The organism is Bradyrhizobium cajani (assembly GCF_009759665.1).
Taxonomy (GTDB): domain Bacteria; phylum Pseudomonadota; class Alphaproteobacteria; order Rhizobiales; family Xanthobacteraceae; genus Bradyrhizobium; species Bradyrhizobium cajani.
Window position 1 is genome coordinate 55,065 of record NZ_WQNE01000017.1, and the last position, 25,000, is coordinate 80,064.

Consider the following 25,000-nt stretch of genomic DNA (forward strand, 5'->3'; position numbering starts at 1 on the left):
GCGAAGCATCGAACCCGGAATCTCGAGATTCCGGGTTCGGTGCTGCGGACCGCCCCCGGAATGACGGTGATGCCGACTTATAATCTCCTCATTCCGCGCTAAACAGGGCCCGGCCAACAGGGGACCTCGTATGCCACTCGCCACCGCGCCGCGCCTGCTTGCAGCTGTGCTGCTCGCCATCGCTCTCTCCGCCTGCTCCGCGCGCTACCAGACGCCGGTGGCGATGGGCGGCGACGATGACGACGCGGTCTGCCAGGGCCGCGGCTATGCGCCGGGCTCGCCGGAATATGTGGCCTGCCGCAAGGACCGTGACGTCCAGCGCAGCGCCGCCACCGCCCGCGCCGACCGCCGCCAACGCGACCTCGGCGAATACATGCTGAACCATCCCGAGCGGCCGTAGGCCGCCCCGCTCTACGGAGGCCGTTATGAACGAGGACCAGTTCAACACCAGCCTGCGCAAATTCCTGAAGCAAGTCGGCGTCACGTCGCAGCGTGAGATCGAGAAGGCCGTGCGCGATGCGATCGCGGCGGGCCGGATCAAGAGCCATGAGAAGCTCAACGCGAAAATGGTGCTGACGATCGACAACGTCGGACTCGTCCACGAGGTCAATGACACGATCGAGCTGGGCTGATTTGCCGTTCGCGTGAACCGCACGTTGACGGCTCGCATGCCAAACCGCCGCCAGCGCGATCTCGGCGAATACATGCTGAACCTCCCCGAGCGGTCGTAAGCGGCGCATCGCTTTCCGCTCGATCCGTCATTGCGAGCGCAGCGAAGCAATCCAGTATCCCTCCGCGGAGACAGTCTGGATTGCTTCGCTGCGCTCGCAATGACGAGGTTGTTGAACCTCCTGCCACACACTCGCCGTCATCGCTCGACTCGACCGGGCGATCCAGTTGCAGAGGCGCTGAGTTATGCGGAGAAGCCGCGGTGTACAGGATGCCCCGCCGGAGCCTGTCATCGGGCTCGCCGAAGGCGAGACCCGGTGGCGGGGCATGAGATCGAGAAATAGGGCTCGATAAAAGCCGCAAACAAAAACGCGGCGAGGACTGGCCCGCCGCGTTCAGATCGTTCCGGCACTGAGCGGAGCCTTACTCCTCCTCGTCCTCGTGCTTCTTGCCGCCGAGCGTCTTCAGCTTGGCGAACACGGCGTCGACGTTGAGGTCGTCGCTGGACTTCTCCGCGGGCTCGTACTCGTCCTTGCGGGTGGTCTCGGAGGCCGGCAGCAGGGTCGCGCCGCCATAGGCTGCGTCGATCGGCTTTTCCTTGGCGGCGCGCTGCACTTCGAAATCGAGCTCGATCTGCGAGCACAGGCCGAGCGTGACGGGGTCGATCGGGGTCAGCGACGAGGTGTTCCAGTGGGTGCGGTCGCGCACGCTCGCGATCGTGCTCTTGGTGGTGCCGACTAGGCGCATGATCTGCGCATCCTTCAGCTCGGCATGGTTGCGCAGCAGCCAGAGGATGGCGCTCGGGCGCTCGTGGCGGCGCGAGACCGGGGTGTAGCGCGGGCCCTTGCGCTTGGGCTGCGGCGGCAGCACCACCTTGCTCTCCTGGAGGCGGAGCCGGTAGTCCGGGTTCTTCTCGCCCTTCTCGATCTCCTCGCGGGTCAGCTGGCCATTGGAGAGGGGATCCATGCCCTTGATGCCCTGGGCGGCGTCGCCGTCGGCGATCGCACGCACCTCGAGGGGGTGCATCTTGGTGAAATCGGCGACCTGGTCGAAGGTCAGCGCGGTGTTGTCGAGCAGCCAGACGGCGGTCGCCTTGGGCATCAGAGGTGCGTTGCTCATGGCAAATCTCCTTTGTGCTTCGCCCACCCCTCTGGAGGCGAAACCGGTGGTCATCAGCGATGACAGGGAATTCGCGCTATATAAGCCCGGAGGGGCTAGCCACGCAATGGTTCTGCTATAGATAGTGCCTTGACAGCGCCCGAAAGGGGGCCCAATTCCCTTGAAGACCCAAGCAGACCGTTTTAATCCCTATTCCATCCATCGACCGCCCCCGCCAGAAGGCGAAACGGGTGATTCGGTCCCGAGATCGCTCAATGTCAGCCAAACCAGACCTCAAGATCGTGCTTTGTTCTCCCCGTGGCTTCTGTGCCGGGGTGGTCCGGGCGATCGACACCGTGGAACGGGCGCTCGATAAGTACGGCGCCCCCGTCTATGTTCGCCATGAGATTGTGCACAACAAATATGTCGTCGACGGGTTGAAGAAGAAGGGCGCCATCTTCGTCGAAGAGCTCGCCGAAATCCCGGAAAACACCACCGCCCCGGTGGTGTTCTCGGCCCATGGCGTGCCGAAGTCGGTTCCGGCCGACGCCCAGTCCCGCAACCTGTTCTCGCTGGATGCGACCTGCCCGCTGGTGACCAAGGTGCACCGCGAGGCCGCGATCCACTTCAAGCGCGGCCGCGAGATCTTCCTGATCGGCCACTCCCATCATCCTGAAGTGGTCGGCACGCTCGGCCAGCTTCCGGCCGGCGCCGTCACGCTGATCGAGACCGCCGAGGACGCCAAGACCATCGCTCCGAAGGACCCCAACAACCTCGCCTTCGTGACCCAGACCACATTGTCGATCGACGACACTGCGGAGATCGTGGCGCTGCTCAAGGAGCGCTTCCCGAACATCAACGGCCCGCACAAGGAAGACATCTGCTACGCCACCACCAACCGCCAGCTCGCGGTGAAGAAGGTGGCGCCGGTGGTGGACGCCCTGATCGTGGTCGGTGCACCGAACTCGTCGAACTCGCAGCGCCTGCGCGAGGTCGCCGAGCGCGAGGGCTGCAGGATCGCGGTGCTGGCGCAGCGCGCCGCCGACATCGACTGGGACAAGTTCGGCAACATCACCAGTCTCGGCATCACTGCGGGCGCATCGGCGCCGGAAGTGATCGTCGAGGAGATCATGGACGCGTTCGCCGAGCGGTACACGCTGCATGTGGAGACGGTCTCGGCCGCGGAAGAGAACGAGTTCTTCCCGCTGCCGCGCTCGGTGCGCCCCGAAGCCGCCGCAGAGTAAATCTGCATGGCGGTCTACACCGACGTTGCCGCCGACGAGCTTGCGGATTTCCTGAAGCAATACGATCTCGGCGAACTGCTCTCCTACAAGGGCATCGCCGAGGGTGTCGAGAACTCCAACTTCCTGCTGCATACCAGTAAGGGAGCGTTCATCCTCACGCTCTACGAGAAGCGCGTGGCGAAGAACGACCTGCCGTTCTTCCTCGCGCTGATGACGCATCTCGCCGAGCACGGCATCAACTGCCCGCTGCCGGTGAAGGCCAGGGATGGCGAGGCGCTGCGCGAGCTGGCGGGCCGGCCCGCCGCGATCATCACCTTCCTCGAAGGCATGTGGCCGCGCAGGCCGAACGTGGCCCATTGCGCCGGTGTCGGCGAGGCTCTGGCGAAGATGCACCTGGCCGGCGCCAACTTTGCGATCAAGCGTGCGAACGCGCTCTCGGTCTCCGGATGGCGGCCGCTGTTCGAGGCGGCCTCGAACCGTGCCGACGAGGTGCAACCGGGCCTGCGCGACTTTCTCGCCGCCGAGCTCGATCATCTCTCGAACGGGGTGTGGCCGTCCAATCTGCCCGAGGGCGTCATCCACGCCGATCTCTTCAACGACAACGTCTTCTTCCTCGGCGACAAGCTCTCGGGCATCATCGATTTCACCTTCGCCTGCAACGACATGCTGTCCTATGACGTCGCGATCTGCCTCAACGCCTGGTGCTTCGAGCCGGATCATTCCTTCAACGTCACCAAGGCACGCGCCTTTCTCAATGCCTATGGCCGCGCGCGAAAGCTCACCACAGCGGAAGAGGCCGCGCTGCCGCTGCTGGCGCGCGGCGCCGCGATCCGCTTCCTGCTGACGCGCCTGGTCGACTGGCTCAACGTCCCGCCGGGCGCGCTGGTCAAGCCGAAGGATCCGCTGGAATATGTCCGCAAGCTGCGCTTCCACCAGAGCGTGACCAGCGTGCGCGATTACGGGCTGATGCCGTCAGGGCTGGTCACGTGAGCGAGCTTCCCAATGTCACGATCTATACCGACGGCGCCTGCTCGGGAAATCCCGGGCCCGGCGGCTGGGGCGCGATCCTGAAGTTCGGTGACAAGGAGAAGGAGCTGAACGGCGGCGAGCCCCACACCACCAACAACCAGATGGAGTTGATGGCGGCGATCTCCGCGCTAGAAGCGCTGAAGAAGCCGTGCACGGTCGATCTCTACACCGACAGCCAGTATGTGCGGCAGGGCATCACGGGCTGGATCTTCGGCTGGAAGCGCAACGGCTGGCGCACCGCCGACAAGAAGCCGGTGAAGAACGTCGAGCTATGGCAGCGCCTGGATGCCGCGCTGAAGCAGCACGAGGTTCGCTGGCACTGGGTCAAGGGCCACGCCGGCCATCCCGAGAACGAACGCGCCGATCAACTGGCGCGAGACGGGATCGCGATGGCGAGGTTGCAGCAGAGGGTGAGGGAGTAGGGCCGCCGCTCGCTCTCTCCGCGCGTCATGGCCGGGCTTGACCCGGCCATCCACGCCTTCCTGCGCACAACCAAGAACGTGGATGCCCGGGACAAGCCCGGGCATGACGTCGTGGTTGAAGTGTTGCGAAACTTACAGCTGCCCGAGCAGCGTATCGCCGCCGGAGACCTCGACCTTGCCGGGCATCGCCTCGAGGTTCAGCTTCTTCACGACGCCGTCTTCGATCAGCATCGAATAGCGCTTGGAGCGGATGCCGAGGCCGTTGGCGGAGGCGTCCAGCTCCATGCCGATCGCCTTGGTGAAATCGGCATTGCCGTCGGCGAGGAAGATCGCCTCGTCGCGCTGGTCGGTGTCGCGCTTCCAGGCGTTCATGACGAAGGCGTCGTTGACCGAGACGATCGCGATGGTGTCGACGCCCTTGTCCTTCATGGCGTAGGCGTTGAGGAAGATGCTCGGCAGATGCATCTTGTGGCAGGTGCCGGTATAGGCGCCGGGCACCGCGAACAGCGCCACCTTCTTGCCCTTGAAGATATCGTCGGTGGTCTTCACCTGCGGGCCTTCCGCCGTCATCACGCGGAATTTCGCCTCGGGCAGCTTGTCGCCAGTCTGGATCGCCATCGTCAGTCTCCCTGAAAATCGGTCCCGCTTTTTAGACCGGGCGGCCGGCCTGCACAATATTGCCGGCGGCGAAAGCGGCGAAGGGTGTCGCCCCCTCACCTTGATGTCATCAGCCGGAAAAGCCGCCGCCGTCGAGGAAGGCCTGCTCTTCTGCGGTGGTGTCGCGGCCGAGGAGGCGGTTGCGGTGGGGGAAGCGGCCGAACCGGCGGATGATGTCGGCGTGCACATGGGCGTATTTCAGGTTCTCGGCATTGTCCGTGTTCTGAAACAGCGCGACGCAATGCAGCTGGTCGGCCAGGTGCTCGGAGTGCATGAAGGGCAGGTAGAGGAATTCGAGCAGGACGGGATCGATCCTGCGATCGGTGCCCCGGTCGATGGCACGGCGTGCAACGTCGCGTGCCAGCGCGTCGCTGGCAAAGGCCTGGGACGTGCCGCGAAACATGTTGCGGGGAAACTGGTCGAGCACGATGACGAGCGCGAGTGCGCCGTCGTCGCTTGCCTCCCATGATGCAAGCTCGCCAGCGGCCGCCTTTTGCCAGAGCGCGAGAAAGCGGCGCCTGACCTCCGCGTCGAATGCGTCGCTGGGCTCGTACCAACGCTCGCGGCCGGCCTCGCGCCAGAAGGCGAGAATGCCGGCCGGGCTGATGTCGCCGACTTCCAGCATGAATGGAAAGCGGCCTTACGCCGCCTCCGCCTTCTTCTCGTCGCGGAGCTGCCGGCGCAGGATCTTGCCGACATTGGTCTTCGGCAGATCTGTGCGGAATTCGATGTGCTTGGGCACCTTGTAGCCGGTGAGCTGCTCCTGACAGAACTTGATCACGGCCTCGGCCGTGAGGTTCGGGTCCTTCTTCACCACGAACGCCTTCACCGCTTCGCCCGACTTGGAATCGGGGATGCCGATCACGGCGCATTCGAGCACGCCCGGATGGCTCGCGATCACTTCCTCGATCTCGTTGGGATAGACGTTGAAGCCGGAGACCAGGATCATGTCCTTCTTGCGATCGACGATCTTGGTGTAGCCCTTCTCGTCCATCACGCCGATGTCGCCGGTGCGGAAATAGCCGTCCGCGGTCATCACCTTCGCGGTCTCTTCCGGCCTGTTCCAGTAGCCCGACATCACCTGCGGGCCCTTGGCGCAGATCTCGCCAGCCTGGCCGAGCGGCAGCTCGTTGCCGTCGTCATCGCGGATCGAGATGTAAGTCGAGGGTACGGGAATGCCGATCGATCCCGAGAATTCGGTCGTCGTCGCGGGATTGCAGGTCAGCGTCGGCGAGGTCTCCGACAGGCCGTAGCCTTCGGCGATGAAGCAGCCGGTCACCGCCTTCCACTGCTCCGCGACGGGGCGCTGCACCGCCATGCCGCCACCGTTGGAGATCTTCAGCTTGGAGAAGTCGAGCTTCTTGAAGTCGGGATGATGCATCAGCCCGTTGTAGAGCGTGTTCACGGCCGGGAAGCTGTTGACCTGGTATTTCGCCAGCTCCTTGACGAAGCCGGCGATGTCGCGCGGATTGGGGATCAAGAGATTGCAGCCACCGGCGCGCACCGCGAGCAGGTAGCAGGCCGTCAGCGCGAAGATATGATAGAGCGGCAGCGCGCAGACGATCATGAGCTGATCGACATGCGGAGGCGCGGCCAGTGCCGGCTGGAGCCAGGCGTCGTTCTGCAAGACGTTGGCGACGATGTTGCGATGAAGCAGGGTGGCGCCCTTGGAGACGCCGGTGGTGCCGCCGGTATATTGCAGGAAGGCGACGTCGCCGGGCGAGAGCTTCGGCTTGTTGAAGGTCATGCCGCGGCCGGCCGAGAGAGCGTCGTTGAAGGACACCGCGCCCGGCAGCGACCAGGCCGGTACCATCTTCTTGACGCGGCGGACGACGAGATTGACGATCACGCCCTTGAAGCCGAGCAGGTCGCCCATGCTGGCGACAATGATGTGCTTCACCGACGTCTTCGCGATCACCTGTTCGACGGTGTGGGCAAAATTCTCCAGCACGATGATGGCTTCGGCACCGGAGTCCTTGAGCTGGTGCTCGAGCTCGCGCGGGGTATAGAGCGGATTGACGTTCACCACCGCGAAACCGGCGCGCAGCACGGCGGCGGTGGCGACCGGATATTGCAGCACGTTCGGCATCATGATGGCGACGCGCGCGCCGCGCTGGAGCCCGCGTCCCTGCAAATAGGCGGCGAGCGCGACCGACATCTGGTCGAGGTCGCGATAGCTGATCGACTTGTCCATGCAAATGAACGCCTTGCGGTCGGCGAACTTGGTGAAGCTCTCCTCCAGGAGGTCGACCAGCGATGCGTATTGCGTCGGCTCGATATCGGCGGGCACGCCGGGCGGATATTGCTTGAGCCAGATGCGCTCCATGGAAACTCCCCTCTCTTGACCGGAGCCCGTTGTGTCTCGGGCTTACCTCATTGCCGACAGTATCGAGCCTGCCGGAACGGGTGGCAAGCCGTCGAGGCTTAGGGCAAAGGTCGGGGAGGAGCTACTGGAATCATCGCAAACCGCGTGCCGCAGGTGCGAAGTGCCGGCGCCGTCTCGCTCCCGGGGGGCTGTTAACTGTTGTTGGCCGGCTTGGTGGCGGCGGGCTTGGTCACGGCCTTGGGCTTGACGGGCTTGGGGGCCTGATCGCCGGTCGCCGCAGGTTTTGCCGACGCATCGGGCTTGGCCGCGGCGTGCTTGGTCCCGGCCGGCTTGGCCGCGGTCTTGCCATCGCTCTTGGCATCACCCTGCTTGGCACCCGGCTTTGCCGCCGCCGTCTTGGCGCCCGCGTCCTTGTTACCGTCCTTGTTACCGTCCTTGGGCTTGTCAGCCGCGTCGGGCTTCTTGGCGACGCGCGACTTCTTGCCACGCGGCTTTGCCACCGTCTGCTGGTCGGCATCGGCCGCGACCGCGGCGATCAGGGCGGTGCCGGTGCGGGTCGGGCCGGTATAGACCAGCACGGGCTCGGCGGCGGTCGGGGCGGACGCCATCAGTTCGGAAGCCTTCATCAGGGGCGGCTGGAGGCCCGCGGTGAAGAAGGTGACCTGGGCTTCGCCGCCCGTGGCCGATCCGGACGTGCCGCCATTGGCCGCAATCAGCGCATCGTCATCGTCGCTCGCCGGGCGCTTGCGGTTGGGCCCGCACATCTCGTCGCGCAGGTTCGGCGGCGAGGCGTCGACCGGCACGAGGTTGTCGACGGTACCGAGCGAGGGACGCAGCCACGACAGATTGTCCTGGCTGAAGCCGCGCTCGAGCAGCTGCGCCGCCTTCACCGCGCGCGCGGTGCCGGAATTGGCGCCGAGCACGACGGCAATCAGCCGACGGCCGTTGCGCGAGGCCGAGGCCACGAGATTATAGCCGGAGGCGCAGATGAAGCCGGTCTTGAAGCCGTCGGCGCCGGGATAGCGACCGATCAGCTTGTTGAAATTGCCGGTGGTGCGCTTGCCAAAGCGGATCGCCGGGATGTGCACGAAGTATTCGTATTCCGGCAGGTCGCGCAGGAACGAGCGCGCCAGGATTCCGAGATCGCGCGCGGACGTGATCTGGCCATCGGCGGGCAGGCCGTTCGGATTGACGTAGCTCGTCTGCGTCATGCCGAGCTTCCTCGCGGTATCGTTCATCATCGCGGAGAAGCCGTCGACCGAACCGCCGACGCCTTCGGCGAGCACGACGGCCATGTCGTTCGCCGACTTGACCATCATCATCTTCAGCGCGTTGTCGACGGTCAGCTGTGTTCCGGGGCGGAACCCCATCTTCGATGGTGACTGCGAAGCCGCCGTCGGCGAGACCGTGAGCAGCGTGTCCAGCGTGAGCCTGCCGTCCTTGACCGCCTTCAGCGTCACATAGGCGGTCATGATCTTGGTGACGGAGGCCGGATACCAGGGAATGGTGGCGTTGTCCGCCTGCAACACCTTGCCGCTGTCGGCCTCGATCAGGAGCAGCGCCTCGGCGCTCGCCGCGCGCGGCGCAAGCAATGCGGCGCAAGCGAGGGTCGCAGCGACCAGGTTGAACAGGGACTTGCGAAGCAGCGGGCGAAGGGCGTGCACTATCCGATTCCGGTCCTTGGAGACCCGCCGGTTCCGGTCGGCTCTCGTGATCTGATGTTCGGTTTTGAAATCCAGCGCCGCCGCTTGCGGCGTCGCAAACCTATACCGGCTGATGCGTCGAGAATAGGGGGATCAGCGCGGTATTCCGCAACGAAATAGGCCGAAATTCGACGGTCCTGTGGGGACTTGCTACGGGGATTTGACCGCAGTCGCGGCAGTCTCGGCCGCCGTCACGCTGGCCCGTGCGCTTTCCTGAACCATGAACTGGGCCCTGGCCAGCTCGGCGAAATGGCCGCCTTTGGCCACGAGTTCATCGAAAGTTCCGCTTTCGATCACCCGGCCGTTCTCGAACACCAGGATCCGCGTGGCGTTGCGGATGGTGGAGAGGCGGTGGGCAATCACGAAGGTGGTGCGGCCCTTCATCACTTCATCGAGAGCGGCATTCACCTTGGCCTCGGTGACGGCGTCGAGCGCGCTGGTCGCCTCGTCCAGGATCAGGATCGGTGGATCCTTCAGCAGCGCACGAGCGATGGACAGCCGCTGCCGTTCGCCGCCGGACAGCATGCGGCCGCGCTCGCCGGCATTGGTCTCGAAGCCGCCGCTGCGCTCGATGAAATCGAGCGCCTGCGCGCGCTCCGCCGCCTTGCGCATCTCGGCCTCGGTTGCATCAGGTTTGCCGACGCGCAAATTCTCCTCGATCGAGCGATTGAACAGCAGCGCTTCCTGGAACACGACGCCGATGTTTCGCCGCAGCGAGGTCAGCGTGACGCCGCGCACGTCCATGCCGTCGATCCGGATGAAGCCGGACTGCGGGTCGAAGGCGCGATGCAACAGCGCGATCGCGGTGGACTTGCCCGCGCCGGTCGGGCCGACCAGCGCGATGGTCTGGCCCGGCAGCGCCGTGAAGGAGAGGTCCTCGATCGCCGGGCGCTTGCCGTCATAGGAGAAGGTGACGTCGTGGAACTCGACGAGGCCCGAGAGCCGGCCGGCATCGATCGCATCGGGCCGGTCGTGCACGGCGGGCACGGCGTCGAGCACGTTGAAGAACTCGCGCAGGCGCGGGGCTTCCATGAACACGCTGTTGATGAAGCTCACGACCTGCTCGAGCTTCTGGATCAGCATCGTCGCGAAGCTCACGAACATCACGATCTCGCCGACCGAAGTGAGCCCCTGGTCGTGCAGCGCGATGCCGAGGGTGAAGATCGCCAGCACCGTGATGGTGGTGGAGGCGCGCGTGATGACGGTGACGAGCGCCCACCACGACAGCACCGGCATCTGCGCGGCCAGCAGCTCGTCGGCGACGGAGCGCAGGCCCTTCACCTCGGCTTCGACGCGGACGAAGCTCTGCACCAGTGCGACGTTGCCGAGCGCGTCCGAGGCGCGCGCGGAGAGCTCGCTGTAGTGCTCCTCGACCTCCATCTGCATGCCGAAGGTCCTGCGCACCACGAAGGTCGTCAGCGCGGTGAAGACGACGCAGAGCACGAACAGCAGGATGGCGAGCCGCCAGTTCAGATAGAGCGACAGCGGCAGCAGCACCACGACCGAGAGGATGGCGGCAAAATGCTCGCGGAAGAAGCCGAGCCAGAGCCGCCACAGCGCATCCGTGCCGTTGAGCATCACCTTCATCAGCCGACCCGAATGGGTACCGGAGTGGAAGGTCAGCGGCAGTTGCAGAATGTGCTCGAAATAGTCCGTCAACACGGCCTGGCGCTGGCGGTGGGAGAGCCGGTCGGCTTGCAGCGCCACGAGCGCGCTGCACGCGATGGTGAACAGCCCGAACGCCACCCAGGCGGCCAGGAACGGCCACGCCGAATTCGAGCCGGCCACCGACTTGCCGGAGAGCACGTCGACGATCCGGCCAAACAGCACCGGCTCGGCGAACTGCGAGCCTGCCAGCAGGAGATTGGCGACCGCCAGCAGCCAGCCCAGCCGCGCCTCCTTGCCGAGCAGCTCGAGTACGCGGGTATAGAGGCGGAGGATGGACATGCGGGCCAGGAGCTCGGGCGGTAGCCGGGGAAGTAAGCCCATATTCTAAGCAGGGATCGCCGACGAGATACAGCGGAAGCTGCCGGTTTTGCTCAATTGATCAACCGGCTTTCGACCGGTGGCAGGAACCGGTCGTCGAAGATATCGCCCGCCGCCGGCCGCTTGCGGAATTTGAAATCCTGCGCGATCTGGTCGAGCGAGCGCTCCAGGCGTGCCGGGTCGACGCCGCCGAGGCCGTTGCGCCTGACCTCGTCGGTAAGGATGTTGTCGACGAGCACGGTGCGCAGGCGTTCCAGCTCGAGGTCGCGATCGGCATCGTCGATGCGGCTCGCGGCCTCGTCGGTCGCGCGCGCCGGCTCCCTGACGGTCGCGTTGATGCCGGCGATCAAGGCACGGACGAATCCCTTCACCGCATCTGGCTTCGCTGCAGCGAAGGCCGGATTGACCACCACGGCAAAGCCGTAGGCCTCGCAGCCGTAATCCGCATAGCGCAGCACGACGAGATCGCCAGCGGGCACGCCGCGGTCGCGCAGGTTCACCGCCGACAGATAGCTGAAGCCGGCGACCGCATCGACCTGCCCCGCGGACAGGATCGGCTCGCGCACGGCTGCGCTGATCTTGTGGAATTTCACGCGCGATGCGTTGATGCCGTTCTGCTGTGCCAGCGCCGGCCACAGCCGCATCGACAGATCGCTGTCTGCGACGCCGACGGTTTTGCCGTCGAGATCGGGCAGGAGGTGGACGCCGCGGCTTCTGCGGGCGACGATCGCGTAGGGCGCGCGGTTGAACAGCACGAATATCGCCTTGACCGGCGCCGCGTTGTCCTTGTCGCGAAAACGGATCAGCTCGTTGATGTCGACGAGTGCAAGCTCGCTGTCGCCTTTGGCGACGCGCGCGAGCGCTTCGGCCGATCCAGGCGCGGTGCTGAAGGACACATTGAGATTCTCGGCGCTGAATTTGCCGTCCTTCGCGGCAAGAAAGAGCGGCGCCATGCTCGCATCGATCGGGCGGTCGAAGGTGAAGTGGATCGCGACGGACGGTGCAGCGGTCTCGGCCGCGCCGACGTCGCGTGCGGCCAGTGCGGCCAGCGGGATCGCGAGAGCCAGCAGGCAGCGAAGGACGATCGTCTTGAATCCTGACATCAGTTGCGCCGGTCCCGCATTGTTGTGGTTTCGTGACGCTCGCAGCGCCGGCTGGCGGGTAGTCTGTCCGCGCCAACATGAACGGCGGATGAGCAGCGGTTGCGTCATGATCACGCAACCCCGTTCAGCTTGTGTTGGGTTTCGGGAACCCAACATGGGATGCGGGTGTTTGACAGACACGAGCCTGTCGACAGGCACCAATGGAAGGTCCCAAGGAGGGTCCGAATCATGTTTGACCGATTATCGAAATTCGCGGGCCGCAAGGCCGTTCTTGCCAGCGCGGCGGCGCTGGCCTTGACCGCCGTTGCGCCTACGGCGTCGTACGCGGGCGGCCGCCACTGGCATGGCGGGGGCGGAGCGGCCGCAGCGGCAGCCTTTGCCGCCATCGGCACCGGGCTCGCGATCGCAGCGTCCCGTGACGCCTACGCCTATGGTCCGGGTCCGGGTTACTATTACGACAGCGGCCCGGTCTACTACAGCGGCCCCGGCTATGGTCCCTATTATTACGGCTCGCACTACCAAGAGCGCTATGGCGGCTACGACAAGGTCTGCGCCCACGGCTGGTCCGGCTACGGTTGCTACTGACTGATCGGTAATATGTCATTGACCAACAGGCCGTCGCGCTTGCCGCGGCGGCTTGTTTTTTTGCTTATATTGTCGAGCGTTAACACGCTCGCCATGTGTTTCGAGTAGTTTGGGTGCCATGAGTGATTCGCTTGAGCGGCTATATCTGGCTGTGCTCGCGGCCAAGGACCTTGATCCGGCAACATCGCGCACCGCGCGCCTGTTTCAGCGCGGACCTTCCAAAATGGCGAAGAAGCTCGCCGAGGAGGCCATCGAGGTCGTCATCGACGCGGTCAACGGCGATAGCGAAGCCGTGATCCGGGAGAGCGCCGATCTGCTCTATAACCTCACCGTGCTCTGGGCCTCGGCCGGGGTGCGCCCGGAAGACGTCTGGCGCGAGATGGCGCGGCGGGAAGACCTGCTCGGCATTGCCGAGAAGCTGCCGAAATCCCCGATGAAACTGCCCAAAGTCGCGTCACCCCGCATCTCTGCGCGGCGGCCAATTGTCGCGCTCGAAGGGCGCGCAGCGCGCAAGCGCCACTAGATCGTCACAAAACTCGCGATGGACAAATCCGTCCCATGGTGCTTCATCGCGGCGCCATGCTGAAACGTATCTACGACTGGTGCATCGACGCCGCCCACAAGCCTTACGCGCTCTGGATCATGGGAGCCGTGTCCTTCGCGGAAAGCTCCTTCTTTCCGGTTCCGCCGGATGTGATGTTGATCCCGATGTCGCTGGCGCGCCCGCAGCGCGCCTGGGTCTATGCGGCGATCTGCACCCTGACCTCGGTGCTCGGCGGTATCCTTGGCTACGCCATCGGGGCGCTGCTGTTCGACTCGGTCGGCCAGTGGCTGATCCAGATCTATGGCCTCGGCGACAAGGTCGATGCCTTCCGCGCCTCCTATGCGGAATGGGGGGCGGTGATCATCCTGCTCAAGGGGCTGACGCCGATCCCCTACAAGCTCGTCACCATCACGTCGGGCTTTGCCGGCTACAACATCCTGTTGTTCATCCTGTGCTCGATCGTCGCGCGCGGCGGACGCTTCTTCGTCGTCGCGATCCTGCTCAACCGCTATGGCGACTGGATCCGGGTCAGGATCGAGCGGCATCTCGCCTTGTGGGTGACGATCGGCGCCGTCGTCCTGGTGCTCGGGTTCGTGGTGGCGATCAAGTTGATCTAGAGCATGATCCGGACCCGAACGGCGCGCTCGCGCATAGTGTGACGCGGTTGTCCGAGAAGATCCTGCGCGATCGATAGAACCACCGCAGCGCTTTGCCGCCGCGGCGGGTTCGGCTACGGTTGCCGCCATGATGGTTCGATCCGGCAATCCGGTCCTGCGGCTGGGGACGCTGATATTTGCGGTGCTTTCGCTCCTGCTTGCTGGTGGCGGGACCGGATGGCCGCAGTCCGCACCGCCGGCGCTCGGGATGCAGGAGCAGGGGCCGCAGTCCGTGCCGCCGCCGTCGACGCCGGCTCCATCGGCGCCGCCGGCGCGCGAGGAGAATCCCGGGCTGATCAATGAAATGGGCAAGCTGTTCGACAAGCTGCCCTCGATCCTGCCGCCGATCAAAAGCCCCAGCGAGACCATGAACGATCTGTCGCGGCTGACCAAGCCCTCCACCATGGTGTCGGGACGCGCGGCCTGCCCGGTCTCCTCGAACGGCGCGCCCGACTGCAAGCAGGCGGCCGACCAGCTCTGCCAGAGCAAGGGCTACAGGGAAGGCAAGAGCCTGAACGCCGACTCTGCGGAAAAATGCTCGGCCAAGGTTCTCATTCCGGGCCGGCAACGCAAACCGGATGACTGCCGCACCGATACGTTCGTCACCAGCGCGCTGTGCCAGAACTGAGGACGTCGCGCGAGCAAAGGAGCGCCCATGACCCGCACGGAGCAGGACTTCCTCGGACAGCGTGAGATCGCTGACGACATCTACTATGGCGTTCAGACCATCCGCGGGAAGGAGAACTTCCACATCACCGGCATTCCGATGAACCAGGAGCCTTACTTCGTGAAGGCGCTTGGTTACGTGAAGAAAGCCGCCGCCATGGCCAACCGTGATCTCGGCGCGATCGAGGCAAAGGTTGCGGATGCGATCATCCTGGGCTGCGACCGCGTCATCGCCGGCGACATGATGGATCAGTTCGTCACCGACTTCATCCAGGGCGGCGCCGGCACCTCCACCAACATGAACGCCAACGAGGTGATCGCCAACCTCGCTCTGGAATCGCTCGGTTTTGCGAAAGGCGATTATCAGCACGTCAGCCCAAATGACCACGTCAATTACGGCCAGTCGACCAACGACACCTACCCGACCGCCTTTCGACTCGCCCTGATCCTGCGCCTCGAGAGCTATATGACGGCCCTGCGTCAGCTCCAGGAAGCATTCTTCGCCAAGGGCCGCGAGTTCGACCGCGTGCTGAAGATGGGCCGCACACATCTCCAGGACGCGGTGCCGATGTCGCTCGGCGCCGAATTCCGGGGATGGGGCACCACGATCGGCGAGGAGGTCGAGCGCATCTCGGAAGCCCGCGCACTGCTGCGCGAGATCAATCTCGGCGCCACTGCGATCGGCACCTCGGTCACTGCGGCGGTCGGCTATCCCAAGCTCGCGGTCCGGCATTTGAGCGCGCTCACCGGCGTCGACTTCATCCTCGCAGGCGATCTCGTCGAGGCGACGTCCGACACCGGCGCCTATGTGCAGCTCTCGGGCGTCCTGAAGCGCACTGCGAGCAAGCTGACGAAGATCTGCAACGACATCCGCCTGCTCGCCTCCGGTCCGCGTGCGGGGTTGAACGAGATCAACCTGCCGCAGCTCCAGCCGGGCTCCTCGATCATGCCCGGCAAGGTCAATCCCGTCATCCCCGAGGTCGTCAACCAGACCAGCTTCCTCGTCATCGGTCTCGACACCACGGTGACGCTCGCCGCCTCCGCCGGCCAGCTCCAGCTCAACGTGATGGAGCCGGTGATCTCGTTCGCGCTTTTCTTCTCGATCCGCACCATGGAGCGCGCGGTCAACAGCCTGCGCGAGAATTGCGTCGTCGGCATCACCGCCAACGAGGAGCACACCCGCAACATGGTGCTGAATTCGTTGGGTATCGTTACGGTGCTGAAGCCGCTGCTGGGCTACAAGCAATGCGCCGAGATTGCGCGAGAGGGCTACAAGAGCGGCAAGTCGCTGCACCAGATCGTCGTGGTCGAGCGCAAGCTGCTGACGCAGGAGAAGTGGGACGAGATGTTCTCGTTCGAGCGGCTGATCAATCCGGAGTTGATCGGGTAGGAGCTGTCATCCGTCGCCCTCGCCTCGTCATTGCGAGGAGCCCTTGCGACGAAGCAATCCAGCGTCCCTCTGCGGAGACAGTCTGGATTGCTTCGCTGCGCTCGCAATGACGGTGAGGGCGGGCCGCGAATTCCGCGGCTTGGAATTGCGGTAGCGGCATCCGCCGCGGCGTCAAAACGCAATACTTGACAGTGGAAAGATTGCCTTGTTGGTATGATCCCAACCTTCGATTTGACCGCCAATAGAGGATCGTTCCGCAATGTCCATGCCTGCCTTGTTCAAGGGACGTCTCTCGATCCCCGTGATCGGTTCGCCGCTCTTCATCATCTCGGTGCCCGATCTCGTGATCGCGCAGTGCAAGGCGGGTGTGGTCGGCTCGTTTCCGGCGCTGAACGCGCGGCCGCCGGAGCTGCTCGACGAGTGGCTGGCGCGGATCACCGAGGAGCTCGCAGCCTACGATCGCGCGCATCCCGAGCGGCCGTCGGCGCCGTTCGCTGTCAACCAGATCGTGCACAAGTCGAACAACCGGCTCGACCACGACATGCAACTCTGCGCCAAGTACAAGGTGCCGATGATCATCTCCTCGCTCGGGGCGCGCGAGGAGCTGAACCAGGCCGTGCACGGCTGGGGCGGCATCGTCTTCCACGACGTGATCAACCAGAAATTCGCGCACAAGGCGATCGAGAAGGGCGCCGACGGCCTGATCCTGGTCGCGGCCGGCGCCGGCGGCCATGCCGGCACCATCTCGCCGCTCGCCTTCGTCGCCGAGACGCGAAAGTGGTTCGACGGTCCGATCGCGCTGTCGGGCGCGATCGGCAACGGCAAGGCGATCCGCGCCGCGCGCATCCTCGGTGCAGACTTTGCCTATATCGGCTCGGCGTTCATCGCCACCAAGGAAGCGAACGCGGTCGAGAACTACAAGGAGATGATCGCGGGCTCGAGCGCCGACGACATCATCTATTCCAACCTCTTCACCGGCGTGCACGGCAACTACCTGAAGCCCTCGATCCTCGCCGCGGGCATGGACCCCGAGAACCTGCCGACGTCCGATCCGTCCAAGATGAATTTCGGCACCGACGCCTCCGGCGAACGCGCCAAGCCGAAGGCCTGGAAGGAGATCTGGGGCAGTGGTCAGGGCATCGGCAGCATCGAAGGCATCGTGCCCGCCGCCGACCTGATCGCGCGCTTCAAGAAGGAATACGACGAGGCAATCGATCCGCCGCTGTGATGAAGGCTGTGGTCCCGCATCTCTCTCATCCGTCGTCCCGGACAAGCGCAGCGAAGCGGAGCGCCGATCCGGGACCCCCGCGCGAGCGCTTGCGCTCGTCGCGATACCCACAGGGAGTAGTTTGGCGAAGACTCGGAGTGGGCATCTCGCGCCACAACTCCTTCCTGGGGTTATGAGTCCCCGCGTTCGCGGGGACGACAGCTATTGCTGAGCTCCGACAGTCTAGGCCAACGGAGATTTTGAGCGATGACAGCCATCTACCGCGTCGACGGCAACAGTGTCGTCACCAGCCCGGATGCCGCCGGCCCCTGGGACCGGCGCATGCAGCACGGCTCGGCGCCGGCTTCGCTGGTGACTTGGGCGGCCGAGCGCATTCCGACGCCGGTCGCCATGGACATCGCGCGCGTCACCATCGATCTGATGCGCCCCGTTCCGGTGGCGCCGCTGACGATTGCGACCGAAGTCCTGCGCGAGGGCCGCAAGATCCAGCTCTGCGGGATCAAGCTGCTCGCGGACGGCGTGCAGGTGGTCGGCGCCACCGTGCTCAAGGTCAGGCGCCAGGCGCTGACGCTGCCCGATGACGTCAAGGAGCTGCCGGTCACGCTGCCGTCGCCGGAGGACTCGCTGCTCGAGGACGGTCACGCCGCCACCAGCCCGTTCGTGCGCTCGGTCTCGATGCGGGCCGCCCGCGGCCGCTTCGGCCAGGCCGCCGCCGGCGCGATCTGGTTTCGCGTCGACCATCCGCTGATTGAAGGCGAAGCGGTCTCGCAGGCGATGCGCGCCGTGGTCGCCGCCGACTTCTCCAATGGCACCGCCTCGACGCTCGACTTTCGCGCCTGGACCTACATCAACGCCGATCTCACGGTGAACTTTTCGCGCCAGCCGGTCGGCGAGTGGATCCTGCTCGACGGTGAATCCTGGATCGGCCCCGACGGTGCCGGGCTCGCGATGTCGCGGCTGGCGGATAGGCGGGGATACTTCGGCCGCGCGGTGCAGAGCCTCGTGATCGAGAAACGGTAGCGCGGATGTCTTTCCTCTCCCGCTCGCGGGTGGGGGAGTGGTGCGACCCGCACAGTTAATCCTGCATGGCTCCGACCCGCCTCACTTAACGGCAGATTAACCATCGCCCGCCAAGAATCCTCCTCACGGCCGCCAATCAGGACGAGAGGGACAGGCGATGGATTTTGATTTTCTCAACAGCAAGACAGCCGCGACGCTGGACGAAATCCGCGTGCGCGTGGCTCACGCGCTGACCCGCCACCCGCTGTGCCGCAACGTCCGCTTCGACATCGTCAGCGTCCCCCGCACGCGCCGGGGCGGCAACTGGACGGTGACTCTGCAATCGGTCGAGCCGCGCGCGGTCTGGGAAGCCTCCGAGATCGTCGCCGACATCCAGGACGCCTACGATCTGGCCGCAGCCGCCTGATTCTCTTGAGTTTTCTAGGCCGTGTCGCCGCAGTCCGCGCGATTGTCGCCGCGCCGGCACGGTTAAGCCTTAATTATCGCCCAGTTTCCGGGCAGGGATCACGTGGACTTGAAGTCGGACGCGGAGAGACGTTTGTCCAAAGCCATCACCATCATCGCGCTGACCTGTTTCCTCGTCCTCGGCGCCGCGACCACCGCCATCCTCGGCCGCGACAGCGTACCCAGCGTCAGTGCCGAAATGATTTCGCAGACGCCCCCGGCCAAGCCGCTTGCGACCAACCGCGCCGCCAAGGCCGATCGCCTGGTCCCGACGCTGGCGCTGGCCTCGGCCGCAATCGAGCCGGTTCAGGTGCCGGCCGACAGGCTCGCCCAGGCCCCCATGTTGACCGAGCCGCTGCGTCAGGCCTTTGCCGCCGCAACGCCGAGCGATTTCCCGATGACGAAAGCAAGTGGGCACGAAGCGCCTGCCGCGGCGGAGGTTCCTGCCGTCGAAGTCCCGGCCAAGCCGAAGGTCGTGGCCAAGCCGCAGCCGCAGAAATCCTATTCGCTGCTCTCCGACGTGCAGATTTCAGGCATCAAGGATCGCCTGAAGCTGTCGTCGTCGCAGGAATATTACTGGCCCTCGGTCGAGACCGCGCTGCGCAACGTCGCCCGCAAGATCCAGGCGAACAAGCTCTCCAATCCGAACGTGCAGGGCGTGCCGATTGATCCGAACTGCGACGAGGTCCAGCAATTGAAGTCGGCGGCGATGCCGCTGCTGTTCCAGCTGCGCGACGACCAGAAAGAGGAAGTGCGCAAGCTCGCCCGCATCATCGGGCTCGAGAAGGTCGCACAGCAGATCTGAGGCGTAAGTTCCTCTGGGAACTGCTCCTTCATCAGGAACATCCGGCAATCAACGTGCGTTGCTCGCCCCAAAGAGGGAGTGGACCAATGCGCGCCTCGACAGCCTATTTCGTCGGTGCCGGAACCATCATCGCGGCCATTGCCATTGGTCTCGGCGGCGGCATCGTTGCCGGCAACATCATGAATCCGGTCGCGCCCAAGCAGGGCCTCGATACCAGCAAGATGGAGCGGCGCGCTGGCGCCGCCGCATCGGCCAACACACCTGCCACGACGAACGTCCCGTCCGAACGCGTGCAATATCTCACCGGCTCGCAAGCCTTCGGCGCAATGATCGCCGCGCCGGCGCAGGCCGAAGTCAAGCCCGCGGCCGCAAAGTCCGAGACACAGACCACTCAGACGAACGCTGAACCATCGGCACCGCCGCCTTCGCAAGCGGCTGCGGTCGAGCCGCCCAAGCCGGCACCAGCTTCACCGTCGCAAGCCGCAAAACCCGCCGAGCAGCAGGCAGCGACGGAGCCATCCGCCTCACCCGACAACGCCTATGCCAAAGCCAGGGAATCCGACATGAAGCGCGCCGCGTTCGAACGGCGCCGGATCGACCGCCGCGAGCGCTGGGCGGAACGTCACCGTTATGACGCCCGCGACCCGCGCGGCATGCGCGACCGCACCGATTGGGACGACGTCGCGCGCAACATCCGCGAAGATTCCGATGCGCGCGACTACGCGGGCCGTCCGCGCGGCGGCTTCCCGCAGATCAGGCTGTTCGGGCCGGACGACGACTAGCATTCACCGCCGTGCGTTCGGCGGAACGGCGGCCGGTAGCGTCTAGGCACGTTCTCCCACGACGGCAGACGAGGCTCAGCCGCCGCGCGACTCCACGACCTTGCGGCAGGCATCGGAGAGCTTCGTCTTGTTCTCGCGCAGGCAGGCATTCATCTGCGGCGGCTTGCCGACATGTTCGGCGCAGAACTTGCTGGCGTCGCCGCGGCAGGCCATCTGCTCCTGCAGCGTCGGACCCGATTGCGCGGCGGCGGGCAGGGTGGCGGTGGCGAGCAGCAGCGCGGCAATAACCGAAATCTTCATGAAGCACCTCTGTTGGAATTGTCGTTGATCCCGCCGGGGATCAAGCGGGGCGGACCATCTCGCGGCGGCCGGCCGGCGGTCCATGCCATGTTCATGGCATCGGGCTCCGCTTCCGCGCCGCCGTGGCCTCCCCCCATCTTCATGGCATGTATCGGCGTGCCGTCTTTTGTCATTCAGGCTGCACGTCGGCTGCGGAATCCGGTGAATTGCATCGGAGCGCCGAACGGGAAGCAGGAGAGCAAGATGTCGAAGAGAATGGGAGCGTTGAGCGCCGGGCTGACGATCATGGCTCTGGCGGGGTCGGCGATGGTGTCGCTGGGAACGAGTCCCGCGCAGGCCGTGGTCTATTGCAAGACGGTGGGCGTGCCCAAGGGGTGCGTGGTGCGGCCGACTGCGGCGGTGGTGGTCGCGCCGGGAGCTCCGGTCGCACGTGCTGCGGTCGCGACTCCCGGTGTCGGCGCGCCCGGCGTCGGCGTGCGCGCCGGGACGCCGATGAATCGCGGCGGCCCGGTCAATCGCGTCGGCGTGCGCTGATATTCCATTCGATTGATTTGATCGTATCGCTTCGGGCCAACGGAGCCCTGCGGACGAACCCCCCGTCCTCCGCAGGCAAATAATCCGGCCCGTGCCCTCTCTCCGTGCGTCCCACGCGCCCGGGGAGGGGGCTTTTCAGCCGGCGGCGGCGTCGCTGTCGGGAAAACGTTGCGGCAATTGCAGCCGCACGCACGTGCCCGATGCATCCGAGGTCAGATCGAGCACCGCGCCGCAGCGTGCGGCGCGGCTCCTCATGTTGCGCAAGCCCCGCGCGGTCTGGCCGGCGCTCGCGCTCGCGCCATTGACGGCGAGTGCAAAGCCCTTGCCGTCGTCCGTGACGCTGATGACGCCATACGGCCCATGGGCGCCGTCGAGCGTCTCGATGCTGACCGCGATGTGGCGCGCCTCCGCGTGCTTGACCGCGTTGGTCACGGCCTCGTCAAGGATGCGCACGATCTGGATGACGTGCCATGGCCTCAGTTCAGGATGCAGCGGCAGGCCCTGCGGCGTCGCCACGCGCCAGTCGAGCGCGATGTCGTGCGGCCGCAATTGCGCCGTCGCGCGCTCGCGCCAGGAGCCGAGCGCGAGCATCAGGTCGCCGCCGATGTCGTCCATGGAATCGATGACGAGACGCAGATCCTTCAGCGCGGCGCGTGCCGCGTCCGTGATGGTCGCACCCTCATGGCCGCGCTCGGAGAGCGCGACGATGCTGACGAGCTGACCGCCGAGTCCGTCATGCAGGTCGCGCATCAGGCGCGTGCGCTCGTTGGCGAGCGCCGCGGCGCGGGCGCGCGCTTCCTCGCGGGCAAAGCTCGCTGTCAGCCGCTCCTCGGCCTCGCGCACGCGTGCGACGAGCTGGCCGGCAAAACTGTCGACCTGGTTCAGCGCCCGCGCAAAGCGCCAGGTCAGTCCCGCGCCGATCGCGACCAGCATGGCCGAATAGGACAGGCGCGTGACGAAGATACGCTCCTCCGGGATGATCTCGAAGACCGAGAACATGTCGTGAAACCAGCAGACCAGCACGATGGTGACGGCGCAGCCGAAGGTGAAGCTCGCCGCGTCCTGCCGCTTGATCACCGCCCGCGTCACGATCACCGCCAGCAGCATCAGGCAGATGCCGACGGTGGGCACGCCGAGGAACAGGAAGATGATGCGCGGAATCGGCTGGCTCGCAAGCAGCCCGACCAGCAGGATGGCGAATCCCGGCACGAACAGCAGCAGCCCGTAGCGGGGCCAGCGCCAGCCAAAGAACAGCACCGCGAACGCCACGACGAGCGCGCTCTCGATCGGCGCCGAGGCGAGCAGGATGGCGGCCAGTCGCGGATAAGGCGCAGGCGGTATCGGCGGCGGTACGAAAGCCTGCACGGCGCCGACCAGCATGCCGAGCGCCAGCACGCCATAGACCGGCTCACGGCGCCGCATCAGCCACATGATCGCGAGGATCACCGCAAGCAGCGACTGCCAGGCGGAAAACACCACCGGCAGCGTGACGAAGAGCAACGTGCGCGTCTCGTAGGCCGGCCGCACTGCCTCGTCCGGTCCGATGTAGATCGTGTCGAGAAATCCCTTGAGCGGCCCCCAGACCAGCAGGCGCACGGTGATCCGGTTGGCTCCGTCGTGCAGAAGGGACGACGGGATCGTCGCGATCTCCGGCGTGTTGCGGTCCGGCCGGTTGGCGACGGCGTCGCGCCGGGAATCGAGCACGATGACGTCGTTGATGGCGACCTCCACCGCGTTGCTGAAGCGCGGCAGATACACCGACCATCCCGAGCCGGCATCGGCGGGCCGGAAAGTGAAGGCGCTGGTGTAGAGCGGCGGGTCGGCGAGCGAATAGCGCGAGGCGGTGAAATGGGGCAGCGTGACGGGGCGCGTCGTCCCGTCCTCTCGCAGGGTGAACGCGCTCACGGCAAAATCCTCGGGGTCGTTCGGGTGGAGCAGTTGCAGCCCGAGGATGGTGGCGGTCACGATCAACGCCTGGAGCAGAAGATAGGGCAGGATGCGCGAGCGCCACAGCCGGCGCCGCGCGCGCGTAACCACCGCCTTCGCCGCAATCTCGCTCACAGCTTGATCAGGCCCTGTTGCACCGCTTCGAACACGGCCTCGCTGCGCGTGTGCACCTCGAGCTTGCGATAGATGTTCTTGATGTGGCCGGGCACGGTTTGGCGTGACAGGCCGAGATGGCTTGCGATCTCGGCGTAGCTGAAACCCTTGGCGATGCCCCAGAGGATGTCGATCTCGCGCGGGGTGAGCCTTGCTGTGTTGAGCACGGGCCCGGGCGGCGGCTCGGCCGCGCCTTGCGCGGTACCTTGCGTTCTGCGGACGATGAAGCGGGCGATCGAGGCCGAGATCGGCGAATGTCCCGCGACGAGGTCGCGCACCGTGGTGGCGATGTCGGTCGGAAAGGCGTCCTTGAGGAGATAGCCGGTGGCGCCGACCGTGATCGCCGTGATCACGCTTTCCTCGTCGCCGAGCGCCGAGATCACCATGATCTCGGTGTCGGGAAAGCGCAGCCTGGTCTCGCGGATCAGCTCGACGCCATGGCCGTCGGGCAGCCGCAGATCGGTGAGCAGCACGCGCGGCGCGGCATTGCCGAGTGCGGAGCGGGCCTCCCCCAGCGTGCCGGCGGTGCGGACCTGGTAACCGGCCTTGACCAGCGCGTCCTGAAGCCGCCAGCAGGTCGGCGCGTCGTCCTCGACGAGGAGGATGGTGATGGCCTCACCCGTCTCGCCCTGTTCGGTCATGGTCATCGTCCCGCACCGCGTGTCCCCCGCGCCGCAAGGCCAAGCTTAGCCTCAGCGCGGAGACCGTGACACCCATAATCATGGGGGCGACGACCGTCAGGCGGAAGCTATGGCGTGCCGTGCCCCGCCGGCCTCTGATCTGTCCTACAGAACGTCCACCCTTGGCGGTGGATAGCGCCGCGCCAGCATCGACAGCGACAGACGCCGCTCGTCCTCCGGCAGCTCCAGATATGCCAGCACCTGCGGCCGTTTCCAGTCGCCGATGCCGAAATCCATCGTCGACCACTTCTGCGGCTCCGGACCCTCGAGGCCCCGAACCCAGACGAAGAAGCGGGGCAGGTCGTCGGCATCCGCTTCGCTCGTGCGTCTCCTGGCCATCAAAGCTGCTCACTGCATCGGTACGCGTTGCCGCACGATATAGGTACTGGCGCGGCGAAGTCGAACGCCCTGACCACCGGTTGCGCCGGTCAGCACGCAGCTCTATCGGGGGAGAGGATGTGCGGATGCCGGCGCCAGCCGCGTGCGCGGCACTTCGGCGTCACTGCCAGATCCGGCTCTCCGCCACGCGGTTGATGTCGGCAAGGCGGCGGTCGGCGTCGCCGTGAAGATCAAGGCTTGCGACCAGCGCCAGCAGGCGATGATAGGCATTGTCGGCGATTTCGACCGGCAGCGGCGCCTCGTCAAAAGCCTCGACGTAACTGCCGACAAGACCGCTCAACAGGCGGCAAAGGCCGCGCTGGGCGGGATCGTCCCGGCCGAGCGTCTCGAGCTTCTGCTGAAATGTCCGGAAGGTGCGCAGGCCGTGGTGCTGCTGCGAAAGCCACGTGTGCAGGTCGTTCATGTGAGCCTCTTCGGTCAAGTGAAGAAGCTAAGGGCTTATACAGTGGGGATGTGACGGTTGCTAGTGGAGGGCGAAGCGGGGCTTCGTTTTGCCAGTCCGTCTTCGCCAACAGGCTCCGCCGGACACGTTTTGCCCTTCGGTTCAGCGTGGCTGCGCCACTCCGAACAAAATCGCGAACTCGTATGTCATTGAATGTATTTATGATTTCTCATGATGCCGACGACCCG

The 25,000-nt window shown here is 65.4% G+C and carries 28 protein-coding genes; 16 read left to right on the forward strand and 12 right to left on the reverse strand.

What is annotated here, in order from left to right; genetic code table 11:
- The first annotated feature begins 130 nt into the window (after positions 1–130).
- Both GPL20_RS20670 and GPL20_RS20675 read left to right on the forward strand, forming a co-directional pair.
- On the forward strand, positions 131–400 hold the full coding sequence (locus tag GPL20_RS20670) for a hypothetical protein (RefSeq protein ID WP_157331342.1): 270 nt from the start codon (positions 131–133) through the stop codon (positions 398–400).
- Between the two features lie 25 nt (positions 401–425).
- Positions 426–632, forward strand: a complete 207-nt coding sequence (locus GPL20_RS20675; protein ID WP_157331343.1) for a DUF6494 family protein — start codon at positions 426–428, stop codon at positions 630–632.
- A gap of 460 nt (positions 633–1,092) precedes the next feature.
- On the opposite strand, the gene GPL20_RS20680 is transcribed toward GPL20_RS20675, so the two are convergent.
- Positions 1,093–1,788, reverse strand: coding sequence for a DUF1013 domain-containing protein (locus GPL20_RS20680; protein WP_167533133.1), 696 nt, complete (start codon positions 1,786–1,788; stop codon positions 1,093–1,095).
- 254 nt (positions 1,789–2,042) lie between these two features.
- On the opposite strand from GPL20_RS20680, the gene ispH reads away from it, so the two are divergent.
- Genes ispH through rnhA form a run of 3 tightly spaced genes read left to right on the forward strand, consistent with a single transcriptional unit; the run spans position 2,043 to position 4,462 of the window.
- Positions 2,043–3,011 carry a 4-hydroxy-3-methylbut-2-enyl diphosphate reductase gene (gene ispH, locus GPL20_RS20685; protein WP_157331345.1) on the forward strand — a complete coding sequence of 323 codons (969 nt, stop codon included), beginning with the start codon at positions 2,043–2,045 and terminating at the stop codon, positions 3,009–3,011.
- 6 nt (positions 3,012–3,017) lie between these two features.
- Positions 3,018–4,001: a homoserine kinase gene (locus GPL20_RS20690; RefSeq protein WP_157331346.1), complete on the forward strand. Its 984-nt coding sequence runs from the start codon at positions 3,018–3,020 to the stop codon at positions 3,999–4,001.
- Positions 3,998–4,462, forward strand: a complete 465-nt coding sequence (gene rnhA, locus GPL20_RS20695) for a ribonuclease HI (RefSeq protein WP_254125532.1) — start codon at positions 3,998–4,000, stop codon at positions 4,460–4,462. The genes GPL20_RS20690 and rnhA overlap by 4 nt, the downstream gene beginning before the upstream one ends.
- 132 nt (positions 4,463–4,594) lie before the next feature.
- Here rnhA and GPL20_RS20700 read toward each other — a convergent pair whose 3' ends face one another.
- From GPL20_RS20700 to GPL20_RS20725, 6 genes are all read right to left on the reverse strand, one after another.
- Positions 4,595–5,080 carry a peroxiredoxin gene (locus GPL20_RS20700; protein WP_157331347.1) on the reverse strand — a complete coding sequence of 162 codons (486 nt, stop codon included), beginning with the start codon at positions 5,078–5,080 and terminating at the stop codon, positions 4,595–4,597.
- A gap of 109 nt (positions 5,081–5,189) precedes the next feature.
- Positions 5,190–5,744: a DUF924 family protein gene (locus GPL20_RS20705; protein WP_157331348.1), complete on the reverse strand. Its 555-nt coding sequence runs from the start codon at positions 5,742–5,744 to the stop codon at positions 5,190–5,192.
- A 15-nt stretch (positions 5,745–5,759) separates the two neighbouring features.
- Positions 5,760–7,445, reverse strand: a complete 1,686-nt coding sequence (locus GPL20_RS20710; RefSeq protein ID WP_157331349.1) for a long-chain fatty acid--CoA ligase — start codon at positions 7,443–7,445, stop codon at positions 5,760–5,762.
- Between the two features lie 191 nt (positions 7,446–7,636).
- Complete coding sequence (locus GPL20_RS20715; protein ID WP_254125534.1) at positions 7,637–9,109, reverse strand: D-alanyl-D-alanine carboxypeptidase family protein; 1,473 nt, start codon at positions 9,107–9,109, stop codon at positions 7,637–7,639.
- A gap of 189 nt (positions 9,110–9,298) precedes the next feature.
- Entirely contained in the window at positions 9,299–11,095 is a 1,797-nt protein-coding gene (locus tag GPL20_RS20720; RefSeq protein WP_157331350.1) for a glucan ABC transporter ATP-binding protein/ permease, read from the reverse strand.
- 92 nt (positions 11,096–11,187) lie between these two features.
- A complete protein-coding gene (locus tag GPL20_RS20725) occupies positions 11,188–12,237 on the reverse strand; it encodes an ABC transporter substrate-binding protein (RefSeq protein WP_167533134.1) in 1,050 nt (349 codons plus the stop codon).
- A 228-nt stretch (positions 12,238–12,465) separates the two neighbouring features.
- Here GPL20_RS20725 and GPL20_RS20730 point away from each other — a divergent pair, with 228 nt between their 5' ends.
- From GPL20_RS20730 to GPL20_RS20775, 10 genes are all read left to right on the forward strand, one after another.
- Positions 12,466–12,822 carry a hypothetical protein gene (locus tag GPL20_RS20730; protein ID WP_157331352.1) on the forward strand — a complete coding sequence of 119 codons (357 nt, stop codon included), beginning with the start codon at positions 12,466–12,468 and terminating at the stop codon, positions 12,820–12,822.
- Between the two features lie 118 nt (positions 12,823–12,940).
- A complete protein-coding gene (gene hisE, locus GPL20_RS20735) occupies positions 12,941–13,345 on the forward strand; it encodes a phosphoribosyl-ATP diphosphatase (protein ID WP_157331353.1) in 405 nt (134 codons plus the stop codon).
- A 35-nt stretch (positions 13,346–13,380) separates the two neighbouring features.
- On the forward strand, positions 13,381–13,983 hold the full coding sequence (locus GPL20_RS20740) for a YqaA family protein (protein ID WP_205751185.1): 603 nt from the start codon (positions 13,381–13,383) through the stop codon (positions 13,981–13,983).
- Between the two features lie 127 nt (positions 13,984–14,110).
- On the forward strand, positions 14,111–14,650 hold the full coding sequence (locus GPL20_RS20745; protein ID WP_157331354.1) for a hypothetical protein: 540 nt from the start codon (positions 14,111–14,113) through the stop codon (positions 14,648–14,650).
- A 27-nt stretch (positions 14,651–14,677) separates the two neighbouring features.
- Positions 14,678–16,078, forward strand: a complete 1,401-nt coding sequence (locus GPL20_RS20750; RefSeq protein ID WP_157331355.1) for an aspartate ammonia-lyase — start codon at positions 14,678–14,680, stop codon at positions 16,076–16,078.
- 259 nt (positions 16,079–16,337) lie between these two features.
- On the forward strand, positions 16,338–17,306 hold the full coding sequence (locus GPL20_RS20755) for an NAD(P)H-dependent flavin oxidoreductase (protein WP_157331356.1): 969 nt from the start codon (positions 16,338–16,340) through the stop codon (positions 17,304–17,306).
- Positions 17,307–17,552: 246 nt separating this feature from the next.
- Complete coding sequence (locus GPL20_RS20760) at positions 17,553–18,326, forward strand: thioesterase family protein (RefSeq protein WP_157331357.1); 774 nt, start codon at positions 17,553–17,555, stop codon at positions 18,324–18,326.
- Positions 18,327–18,483: 157 nt separating this feature from the next.
- Positions 18,484–18,732 carry a hypothetical protein gene (locus tag GPL20_RS20765; RefSeq protein WP_157331358.1) on the forward strand — a complete coding sequence of 83 codons (249 nt, stop codon included), beginning with the start codon at positions 18,484–18,486 and terminating at the stop codon, positions 18,730–18,732.
- A gap of 132 nt (positions 18,733–18,864) precedes the next feature.
- The gene (locus GPL20_RS20770) at positions 18,865–19,575 is read left to right on the forward strand and encodes a hypothetical protein (protein ID WP_167533135.1); all 711 of its coding nucleotides are present in this window, start codon (positions 18,865–18,867) and stop codon (positions 19,573–19,575) included.
- An 86-nt stretch (positions 19,576–19,661) separates the two neighbouring features.
- Positions 19,662–20,357 carry a hypothetical protein gene (locus GPL20_RS20775; RefSeq protein WP_157331359.1) on the forward strand — a complete coding sequence of 232 codons (696 nt, stop codon included), beginning with the start codon at positions 19,662–19,664 and terminating at the stop codon, positions 20,355–20,357.
- 75 nt (positions 20,358–20,432) lie between these two features.
- Here GPL20_RS20775 and GPL20_RS20780 read toward each other — a convergent pair whose 3' ends face one another.
- On the reverse strand, positions 20,433–20,657 hold the full coding sequence (locus GPL20_RS20780) for a cysteine rich repeat-containing protein (RefSeq protein WP_157331360.1): 225 nt from the start codon (positions 20,655–20,657) through the stop codon (positions 20,433–20,435).
- 243 nt (positions 20,658–20,900) lie between these two features.
- On the opposite strand from GPL20_RS20780, the gene GPL20_RS20785 reads away from it, so the two are divergent.
- Complete coding sequence (locus tag GPL20_RS20785; RefSeq protein ID WP_157331361.1) at positions 20,901–21,191, forward strand: hypothetical protein; 291 nt, start codon at positions 20,901–20,903, stop codon at positions 21,189–21,191.
- Between the two features lie 135 nt (positions 21,192–21,326).
- Here GPL20_RS20785 and GPL20_RS20790 read toward each other — a convergent pair whose 3' ends face one another.
- The 4 genes from GPL20_RS20790 to GPL20_RS20805 all read right to left on the reverse strand — a co-directional run bounded on the left by GPL20_RS20790 (position 21,327) and on the right by GPL20_RS20805 (position 24,773).
- Positions 21,327–23,252, reverse strand: coding sequence for a sensor histidine kinase (locus tag GPL20_RS20790; protein WP_347340040.1), 1,926 nt, complete (start codon positions 23,250–23,252; stop codon positions 21,327–21,329).
- Positions 23,249–23,932, reverse strand: a complete 684-nt coding sequence (locus tag GPL20_RS20795) for a response regulator (RefSeq protein WP_167533141.1) — start codon at positions 23,930–23,932, stop codon at positions 23,249–23,251. The genes GPL20_RS20790 and GPL20_RS20795 overlap by 4 nt, the downstream gene beginning before the upstream one ends.
- Positions 23,933–24,076: 144 nt before the next feature.
- Complete coding sequence (locus GPL20_RS20800; RefSeq protein WP_157331363.1) at positions 24,077–24,310, reverse strand: hypothetical protein; 234 nt, start codon at positions 24,308–24,310, stop codon at positions 24,077–24,079.
- Between the two features lie 160 nt (positions 24,311–24,470).
- Positions 24,471–24,773 carry a hypothetical protein gene (locus GPL20_RS20805; RefSeq protein WP_157331364.1) on the reverse strand — a complete coding sequence of 101 codons (303 nt, stop codon included), beginning with the start codon at positions 24,771–24,773 and terminating at the stop codon, positions 24,471–24,473.
- Positions 24,774–25,000 lie beyond the last annotated feature (227 nt).

Coding starts and splice junctions, on each gene's coding strand:
- GPL20_RS20670 (WP_157331342.1), top strand. CDS start 131: ATGCCACTCGCCACCGCGCCGCGCCTGCTTGCAGCTGTGCTGCTCGCC.
- GPL20_RS20675 (WP_157331343.1), top strand. CDS start 426: ATGAACGAGGACCAGTTCAACACCAGCCTGCGCAAATTCCTGAAGCAA.
- GPL20_RS20680 (WP_167533133.1), bottom strand. CDS start 1,788: ATGAGCAACGCACCTCTGATGCCCAAGGCGACCGCCGTCTGGCTGCTC.
- ispH (WP_157331345.1), top strand. CDS start 2,043: ATGTCAGCCAAACCAGACCTCAAGATCGTGCTTTGTTCTCCCCGTGGC.
- GPL20_RS20690 (WP_157331346.1), top strand. CDS start 3,018: ATGGCGGTCTACACCGACGTTGCCGCCGACGAGCTTGCGGATTTCCTG.
- GPL20_RS20700 (WP_157331347.1), bottom strand. CDS start 5,080: ATGGCGATCCAGACTGGCGACAAGCTGCCCGAGGCGAAATTCCGCGTG.
- GPL20_RS20705 (WP_157331348.1), bottom strand. CDS start 5,744: ATGCTGGAAGTCGGCGACATCAGCCCGGCCGGCATTCTCGCCTTCTGG.
- GPL20_RS20710 (WP_157331349.1), bottom strand. CDS start 7,445: ATGGAGCGCATCTGGCTCAAGCAATATCCGCCCGGCGTGCCCGCCGAT.
- GPL20_RS20720 (WP_157331350.1), bottom strand. CDS start 11,095: ATGTCCATCCTCCGCCTCTATACCCGCGTACTCGAGCTGCTCGGCAAG.
- GPL20_RS20725 (WP_167533134.1), bottom strand. CDS start 12,237: ATGTCAGGATTCAAGACGATCGTCCTTCGCTGCCTGCTGGCTCTCGCG.
- GPL20_RS20730 (WP_157331352.1), top strand. CDS start 12,466: ATGTTTGACCGATTATCGAAATTCGCGGGCCGCAAGGCCGTTCTTGCC.
- hisE (WP_157331353.1), top strand. CDS start 12,941: ATGAGTGATTCGCTTGAGCGGCTATATCTGGCTGTGCTCGCGGCCAAG.
- GPL20_RS20740 (WP_205751185.1), top strand. CDS start 13,381: ATGGTGCTTCATCGCGGCGCCATGCTGAAACGTATCTACGACTGGTGC.
- GPL20_RS20745 (WP_157331354.1), top strand. CDS start 14,111: ATGATGGTTCGATCCGGCAATCCGGTCCTGCGGCTGGGGACGCTGATA.
- GPL20_RS20750 (WP_157331355.1), top strand. CDS start 14,678: ATGACCCGCACGGAGCAGGACTTCCTCGGACAGCGTGAGATCGCTGAC.
- GPL20_RS20755 (WP_157331356.1), top strand. CDS start 16,338: ATGTCCATGCCTGCCTTGTTCAAGGGACGTCTCTCGATCCCCGTGATC.
- GPL20_RS20760 (WP_157331357.1), top strand. CDS start 17,553: ATGACAGCCATCTACCGCGTCGACGGCAACAGTGTCGTCACCAGCCCG.
- GPL20_RS20765 (WP_157331358.1), top strand. CDS start 18,484: ATGGATTTTGATTTTCTCAACAGCAAGACAGCCGCGACGCTGGACGAA.
- GPL20_RS20775 (WP_157331359.1), top strand. CDS start 19,662: ATGCGCGCCTCGACAGCCTATTTCGTCGGTGCCGGAACCATCATCGCG.
- GPL20_RS20780 (WP_157331360.1), bottom strand. CDS start 20,657: ATGAAGATTTCGGTTATTGCCGCGCTGCTGCTCGCCACCGCCACCCTG.
- GPL20_RS20785 (WP_157331361.1), top strand. CDS start 20,901: ATGTCGAAGAGAATGGGAGCGTTGAGCGCCGGGCTGACGATCATGGCT.
- GPL20_RS20795 (WP_167533141.1), bottom strand. CDS start 23,932: ATGACCGAACAGGGCGAGACGGGTGAGGCCATCACCATCCTCCTCGTC.
- GPL20_RS20800 (WP_157331363.1), bottom strand. CDS start 24,310: ATGGCCAGGAGACGCACGAGCGAAGCGGATGCCGACGACCTGCCCCGC.
- GPL20_RS20805 (WP_157331364.1), bottom strand. CDS start 24,773: ATGAACGACCTGCACACGTGGCTTTCGCAGCAGCACCACGGCCTGCGC.